The organism is Acetivibrio straminisolvens JCM 21531 (genome assembly GCF_000521465.1).
GTDB classification, from domain to species: Bacteria; Bacillota; Clostridia; order Acetivibrionales; family Acetivibrionaceae; genus Hungateiclostridium; species Hungateiclostridium straminisolvens.
Window position 1 is genome coordinate 1 of record NZ_BAVR01000096.1, and the last position, 7683, is coordinate 7683.

The following is a 7683-nucleotide window of genomic DNA, read 5'->3' on the forward strand; positions in this document are numbered from 1 at the left end:
CAAATTATATTATTAGAAATTTGATGCAAAAAATCAATAAGGCTGATCCTAATAAATTTGAACCGGAAAATCCGCAAGTTTTATGGCAATGTCCTGAATGCAGCAACAGCAATCCAAATACAACTTTTACATGCAACAAATGCGGCTATAGGATTCAGTAATATATTTTTAGGTTGACATTTGTTATCCAAAGTGATAATATTAAGATGACACTTGTTATCCTTTTAGAAGGGGGGATTGTATATGAAGAAACCTGCATTATCTGATGGTGAGTGGAAACTTATGAATCTTTTATGGGAAAAGTCTCCCCGTACCATTGCCGAGATGGTTGCTGCTCTCAAAAATGATACTGCATGGACAAAGGCTACCATAAATATTATGTTGGGGCGTATGATAAATAAAGGAGCTGTACGCTGTGACGACAGCAGACGTTCAAAACTATTCTATCCCATCATTGACAAAGAGGAAGCTGCTGTCCATGAAACTGAAAATTTCCTTTCCAAAGTCTATAACGGAAGTCTAAGTATGATGATAGCCTCGTTGGCGGGACAGAAAGCTTTGAGAGCTGAGGATATTGAAGAATTATATAAAATCTTGAATGAGGCCGAAAAGGAGGTGGAAAAGTGATAGGATGGGTTATTACCTCTTCGGTCCTGATTGTCGCAATAATACTCCTTCGATTTTTATTCCGTAAAAAAATCAGTCGCAGACTGCAGTATGCCCTGTGGATTCCGGTGCTCCTGCGGCTCCTGTTGCCTTTTAGTTTTGGAGAAAGTGCTTTAAGCGTTATGAACTGGACTGAGTTGCAGAAAAGTAATACCGTGACACATATTTCCGTGTCTGAAGAAATGCCGGAATATTTGCCTCTCCAGCCGTCAAATAAAGAGACAAAGGCAGATAGTGAATCAAAAACAGAGCACAATGGAGAAATAGATACGGGAAAGACATTAGGAAAAACTTTATCAATTGAAAAGATACTTTCTACCGTGTGGTTGCTTGGCAGTTGCGTTACCGGCTTATTGTTCATAGGAATGAATGTGGCCTTTTACATGAAACTTCGAAAGAGCAGAAAGCCTTATTTAGCCTATTTGAGCGAGATGAGCAAATCTAAAGTTTATTATGCAAATAATTGCCGCAGACCATTATATGTAACGGATGAGATAGTATCGCCTTGTTTGTTCGGATTTCCATATCCCGCAGTCTATCTTACATCCAAAGCTGTATTTTCTGGCGTGAAAACCGAATATATCATAACTCACGAGCTTTGCCACCTAAAGCACGGTGATCATATTTGGTCGGTGTTAAGAGGGGTATGCCTTGCAATATGGTGGTGGAATCCTTTAGTGTGGATTGCGGCAATGCTTTCGCAAATAGATTCGGAACTTGCCTGCGATGAAGCAGCTATAAAGAATATAGGTGAAGACTCGAGATTTTCCTATGGCCGTACTCTTATTGATATGATTGCCGTACGTGAAACGATAGGCGGACTTATGGGTACAGCTACAACTATGGTATCGGGAAAGAGACATATGAAAGAGAGGATTAATATGATTGCGAAAAAGCCAAAAACATATATTTCTGCTGTGATTGCTGCACTGATTATAACAATAATATGCGTGGGCTGTACCTTTAGCGGAGCTGAAAAACACAGCTCTCCTAATGCCGGTACTAAAACCGGTATTGTTATGGAAGGCATTGATGTGCCGGAAGCAGTGCTGGATGCTGCAAAGCTTGAAGTAGAGCAGTTATTTAAAATAAACTGTGAGGACTATCCTGACTACGGATATGTCAATTGGAGAATTGAAAATTTAAATTACAGCTACACATATGAAGATTTTGATGGCATGAAACTGATTATATATCAAATGAATTATGAGTTCCTTTCAAAATCGCCGGAGAACATTGTACTTGCAGGAGGCATGTATATAACTGAGGATAATTGGGTTATGCCCAATTATAAAAATTGCACTTATCTTATTTTCCGTGACGACAACGGTGCCCTTAAGTTTTTAAATTCCATGATGGAAAACGATTGCACACCGGGCACTGAACTTTTTACCGATGATTTGCGGAGGATACTGTCAGGAACAGATATTAATAAACACCCGGGTTTTTCTGAGTATTCTGTTTCTATTGACGGAAAGTATCTTGCATTAGGGATATATGATGGAGATTTTCCATGGGGCTATTCTTTGAATGAAATAAGCCGCGAAACGTGGGATAGTGATGGATTTCATAATATAAACAAAGTAATATGCGATGATTTGGTAGTTACTTATATGCAGGCCGCCCAAGAAGGAAGGTGGACAGTGACTTCTATTTCTACGACTTCTCCTAAAATTATGACATATCGCGGTATTGCTTGCGGAATGAGTGAAACTGAGCTCAAGAATGCTTACGGAGAAGATTTGGTACAAACAGAGATGTATGCAGACGACGGAAATCCGGTTGCAGAATATGATTATGTATACGGCTATGCCCCGGCCAGAGATAATACATGTAATCACATAGCATTTTTAATCAAAGATGGTGTGATTTGCGGCATAGAAATTGAAAATTTAATTGATGGGCGTCTATTCCAATAGAATCAAGGCTTGTGACATTTTGTCGAAATTTTATCCCCCAAAAGAGTCAAAAAAGTATAAAAAATTAATAAAAAAGTATTGCTAATTTTTCCATTATAGCGTAGTATAATGTTAGCTTTTCCACAAAATAGTCTCAATATTATTTAAATTTTAATTTATATTATAAAAAATATACAAAAACTCTGAGGGGGAGATGTACGAATGAAAAAGAAGGTTATGCTAAAGCAGAAGCTTTTAAGGGTATCTATTGCTCTGATTGCATTATTTACAGTCGCCATATTTTTTGTCACGAACAGCAAGGTTACGAACCTGGTAGAGAAGAGCATAGCAGTAAAACTGGACTACATTTCAAACCTTGGACTGGAAATCATCGAAAGTAAATATAGTGGGGATTGGAATGTGAAGAATGGTAAACTGTTTAGAGGAGAAAATCCGATAAACAACGATTCTCAAGTTTTAGACGCAATTAAAGAAAAAACCGGTTCAATTGCCACTGTGTATCTTGGAGATGAAAAAGTGGCCACAAGCGAGCTTGACAGTGATGGAATTAGACCAATTGGAGCTAAGGCACCTAATGAGGTGGTTGAAAGCGTTTTAAAAAGTGGTAATACTTATAGAGGAACAGAAGACATTCTTGGCGAAATATATGCTGTAAAATATGTTCCTTTAAAAGACAACAACGGTAATGTTTTGGGAATGTGGTTTGTGGGTATGCCAAAAAGCAATATTGGCAGCAAAGACAGCCAGATATTTATCATGAGGATTTCAATTGTTGTTATTTCGGTATTATGCGGCATACTGGGCTGTGTGTTATTGATGCTTTATACGAAAAAATTCTTGAACGATATAGATACACTTAAAGTTTCATTCCTTGAATCCAATTCAACAGGAGATAAGACTCAGCGCAAAGTTTTAATGTTGTCATTATTTCTCATTGGTACATTCTTCCTGATTTGGTTTACTGTACAGGGATTCACAATCGGAAATGTTGTTAATAACCTTGAAAACAGCAATATAAAGGATAGGTTGAATGCATGTTCCAGTTGGGAGAGATGATGATTAATGAAATGTACAAAGGAGACTGGGCGATTAGCTATAACAAGCTTTGTAAAGGTTCTCATTCTTTAAGCGATGATACCGTAATAGCAGATAAAATTAGCTCCCATACCGGACTACTCTCGACTATTTTTATGATGGACACAAGAGTTACTACAAACATTTCAAAAGCTGACGGTACAAAACCTATAGGAGCTAAGGCATCTAGTGAAATTGTAGAAACTGTATTAAAGCAAGGAAATGAATATATTGGAGAAATTACTGTAGCTGAGAAAAAATGCATTGAAAAGTATATTCCATTGAAAGATAAAACCGGTCAAACAATCGGTATGTGGGCTATAGGTTTCGAGAAAAAGGTTAGTGTAAGACAGATAGCGGATTTGAGAAAAGCAATTTCGCAAATCAGTATATTAGCTATACTGGTGGCATTTGGAGCATTCTTATTCTTGTCGGTAAAATTCGTATCAGATATAAGAAACTACAATGTATGTCTGAGCACAAGAGTAAGTGAAGAAAGTTCTTATTAATTTTGATGAAGAAAATGTAATAAATTATACTTTAGGCACAAGCCGGATACTATAGGGTTATCCGGCTTGTGTTGTTATGTGAACACACATTTTATAAGCACAAAGGTTTTTGAAAAAAGGTTAAACTTGACCCAAAAAGCAAAGATTATTGGGATGATTGGTTTGAAAAATACAGCGAAGGTATTGAAGCTTTAAGAGCGGCAGGAAAAGAATTGGTTAGCTGGGAAAAAACCGAGATGCCTTTGACTTGGCTCGATGAATTCTCGGGAAGTATTGTGCAATATATAATTGGATGATAGAATGTAAAAAAGTTAAAGTCTAGAAATTTAGATAAAAAGGGGTTTGGGAAAATGGCTCAATTATATGATATGCCTTTGGAGGAATTGCAAAGATACAAGCCTTCTTTGACAAAGCAGGAAGATTTTGATGAGTTTTGGGAAAGAAGCCTTAAGGAATTGGCTAAGACTCCTATAAAATATGAACTCATACCTTATGATTTTCCCGCACGGAGAGTAAAAGTTTTCAGGGTAGAATATCAGGGATTTAAAGGTGCAAATATAGAGGGGTGGCTTGCCGTTCCAGAGGGGGAAGGGTTGTATCCCGGGCTTGTACTGTTTCATGGGTACAACTGGGCGATGGATGGCTGTATTCCCGATGTTGTCAATTGGGCATTAAATGGATATGCTACACTTCTGATGCTTGTTCGGGGACAGCAGGGAAGAAGTGTGGACAACATTGTTCCTAGCAGCGGACATACCGTGGGCTGGATGTCGAAAGGTATTTTATCACCGGAGGAATATTACTATAGGGGAGTATACATGGACGCGGTGCGTGCTGCTGAAGTTTTGGCTTCGCTTCCATGTGTTGATGAATCAAGAATAGGAGTTACAGGAGGCAGTCAGGGCGGAGGACTTGCATTGGCAGTAGCGGCGTTGTCCGATATTCCGAAGGTTTCCGCTGTGTATTATCCGTATTTGGCGCATTTTGAGCGTGCAATTGACGTTGCGCCCAATGGTCCCTATCTGGAAATCAACGAATATTTAAGAAGAAACAGCGGCGAAGAAATAGAAAGGCAAGTAAAGAAAACCCTTTCCTATTTTGACGTCATGAATCTTGCCCCCCGTATAAAATGCCGAACATGGATTTGCACCGGACTTGTGGATGATATTACTCCTCCGTCAACGGTTTTTGCGGTGTACAATCATCTGGAATGCCAAAAGGAAATCTCGGTATTCAGGTATTTTGGACATGAACATATGCCCGGTAGTGTTGAAACCAAGCTGAGGATACTAATGGATGTTCTGAATCCATGAGCAAAATTTAGACATACTATATATCGGGCTACGGGATGATGTATCAACAACGGTGTTATAAGGTATTATAATTAGAAAAGCCGATGGTTATATTAGCAGAAAGGAGGTTTTCTAAATGAACGCAATTGAGGTTAAAGAATTAAGCAAATCCTATGACGGTAAAGAGTACGCTTTGGAAGGGATAAGTTTTTCCATACCCCAAGGGGAGATATTTGGCTTTCTTGGACCTAATGGATCGGGCAAGACAACAACAGTGAGGATTTTAAACGGTATACTGAGTCCCTCTGGTGGAAGTGCCTTGGTTATGAATGTTGACGCATCAAAAGATCCTGTGAAAATACACTCCTTTTGTGGTGTAATGACTGAGACCGCTCTTGCGTATGAAAACCTCACAGGCGAAGAAAATCTGCACTTTTTCGGCAGTATGCATGGATTGACCAAGGAAGAGATCAGGGAACGAAGCAATAGACTCTTAAAATCTCTGGAGCTATATGAAGTGAAGGATAAAAAGGTGAAAAGCTACAGCACGGGAATGAAAAAAAGGATTCAATTGGCAAGAGCACTTCTGCACAATCCTAAAGTGCTATTTTTAGATGAACCCACATCTGGTCTTGATCCGGAGGCTGCAATGAATGTTACCCAAATGATTAGAAATCTTTCTAAGGAGAACGGTGTAACAGTGCTTCTCTGTACCCATCAACTGAAATATGCTGAGGAAATTTGCACGCTGTACGGATTTATTGATAAAGGAAAAATGCTTGGATTCGGTACTTTATTCCAACTGCTGAGCAAAAAGAACAGCAGTATTTTTCTTGAGATACGAGGCGAGAATATACCCAATATAGACAAATTGGAGAGCAAAGATGGTAGGACAATCCGTGTCCCCATAAAGGATGATGCGGAAGCGTCGGCCTTGATTCAAGACATTATTGCAAAGGGCGGCAAAATATATGAAGCGCGCCAGGTACGCCCGAATCTGGAGGATTTGTATTTTGAATACCAGAAGGAGGGGACAAAATGAAAGAGGTACAGAAGGCATTAATTTATAAAGATATAAAAGAAATCACGTCAAGCAAGCAGACACTTATACCGATGATTGTAGTACCACTCATAATAATGGTGGCCTTACCCTTAGCTTTAATGATTGCTGCCCGTTATGGAGAGGGAAGCCTCAACGGCATGGATGAAATGATAAAGAATATTAAAGGCAGATTTATCTATGAAAATGAGGCTCAATTGATTATTGAACTGGCGGTAAATTATATGTTTCCTAACTTGTTTCTGCTGATACCTATTATGGCATCCAGTATTATAGCAGCAAGCAGCTTTGTAGGGGAAAAAGAGAGAAAGACCATGGAATCCCTCCTTTATACACCTATGAGCGTAAAACAGCTTTTTACAGCGAAGGTGATAGGTACTGCCATACCGGCTTATATTATATCCTTGATATGTTTTGTTGTGTTTGGAGTTATTGTTAATATAGGGGGATGGTTTTACTTTGGAAAGCTTATTTTTCCTAATCTTAAGTGGAGCATTTTAGTTTTTTGGGTAACTCCGGCAGTAACAATACTGTCAATAGCAATTATGGTTTTTGTGTCGGCTAAAGCTGAAACCTTTCTGAATGCACAGCAGATGAGCGGATTTATCGTTGTGCCTGTTATTCTTCTTTTTATTGGACAGGTATCGGGGTTGTTCATGCTTAATACTCTGATTTTACTTGCAGCAGGAGCGGTTTTGTATGTTGCGGACTATATTCTTATTAAAACTGCAGCAGGGAGATTTGTGCCGGAAAAGCTTCTGTAGACTTGTTCGTACCGATAAAATTTTTTATGGTACGAAATATAGATTTTTATCGAGGAAAATGCAGAAAAAACGAGATAAATGTCTGCAGATTGGATTAAAGTCCGATTTTGGCATGTCAATGCGGTTGAATGATGTATTGGTTTGATGGTATATTGTTAAAGCTGTCGCTGATGACACGTCAAGACCTCAAAAATTAAGCATTGCAGCAATTGGTTAAAAGTGTTAAGAAAAAAGTGTTGACAAACTGACAGCGACATGTTAAGATAAAATTCCGCGCTGAGGCAACGAAGCGTGAGACGCTTGAAAAAAGCGACATGGACTTTGAAAAGTGAACAGTGTAAGAAGACATTGAACTCGTCAATAAATTGAGTTAAGTAATAAGTAATTGGAGCCAAATAA

7 protein-coding genes are annotated in these 7683 nt (G+C 38.7%); all 7 read left to right on the plus strand.

Annotated features, from left to right (window positions below; all coding sequences use genetic code 11):
• The first annotated feature begins 243 nt into the window (after positions 1-243).
• Positions 244-627: a BlaI/MecI/CopY family transcriptional regulator gene (locus JCM21531_RS16135; protein ID WP_038291373.1), complete on the plus strand. Its 384-nt coding sequence runs from the start codon at positions 244-246 to the stop codon at positions 625-627.
• On the plus strand, positions 624-2585 hold the full coding sequence (locus tag JCM21531_RS16140; protein WP_038291375.1) for a M56 family metallopeptidase: 1962 nt from the start codon (positions 624-626) through the stop codon (positions 2583-2585). The genes JCM21531_RS16135 and JCM21531_RS16140 overlap by 4 nt, the downstream gene beginning before the upstream one ends.
• Before the next feature lie 201 nt (positions 2586-2786).
• Positions 2787-3641 (plus strand): cache domain-containing protein, encoded by an 855-nt coding sequence (locus tag JCM21531_RS23080; RefSeq protein ID WP_243467852.1) that lies wholly within the window; start codon positions 2787-2789, stop codon positions 3639-3641.
• Positions 3620-4168, plus strand: a complete 549-nt coding sequence (locus JCM21531_RS23085; RefSeq protein WP_243467853.1) for a cache domain-containing protein — start codon at positions 3620-3622, stop codon at positions 4166-4168. Before JCM21531_RS23080 ends, JCM21531_RS23085 begins: the two co-directional genes overlap by 22 nt.
• A 350-nt stretch (positions 4169-4518) precedes the next feature.
• Positions 4519-5481 (plus strand): acetylxylan esterase, encoded by a 963-nt coding sequence (locus tag JCM21531_RS16150; RefSeq protein ID WP_038291378.1) that lies wholly within the window; start codon positions 4519-4521, stop codon positions 5479-5481.
• 115 nt (positions 5482-5596) lie between these two features.
• Positions 5597-6502: an ABC transporter ATP-binding protein gene (locus tag JCM21531_RS16155; protein WP_038291380.1), complete on the plus strand. Its 906-nt coding sequence runs from the start codon at positions 5597-5599 to the stop codon at positions 6500-6502.
• Positions 6499-7284: an ABC transporter permease gene (locus tag JCM21531_RS16160; protein WP_038291381.1), complete on the plus strand. Its 786-nt coding sequence runs from the start codon at positions 6499-6501 to the stop codon at positions 7282-7284. Before JCM21531_RS16155 ends, JCM21531_RS16160 begins: the two co-directional genes overlap by 4 nt.
• Positions 7285-7683 lie beyond the last annotated feature (399 nt).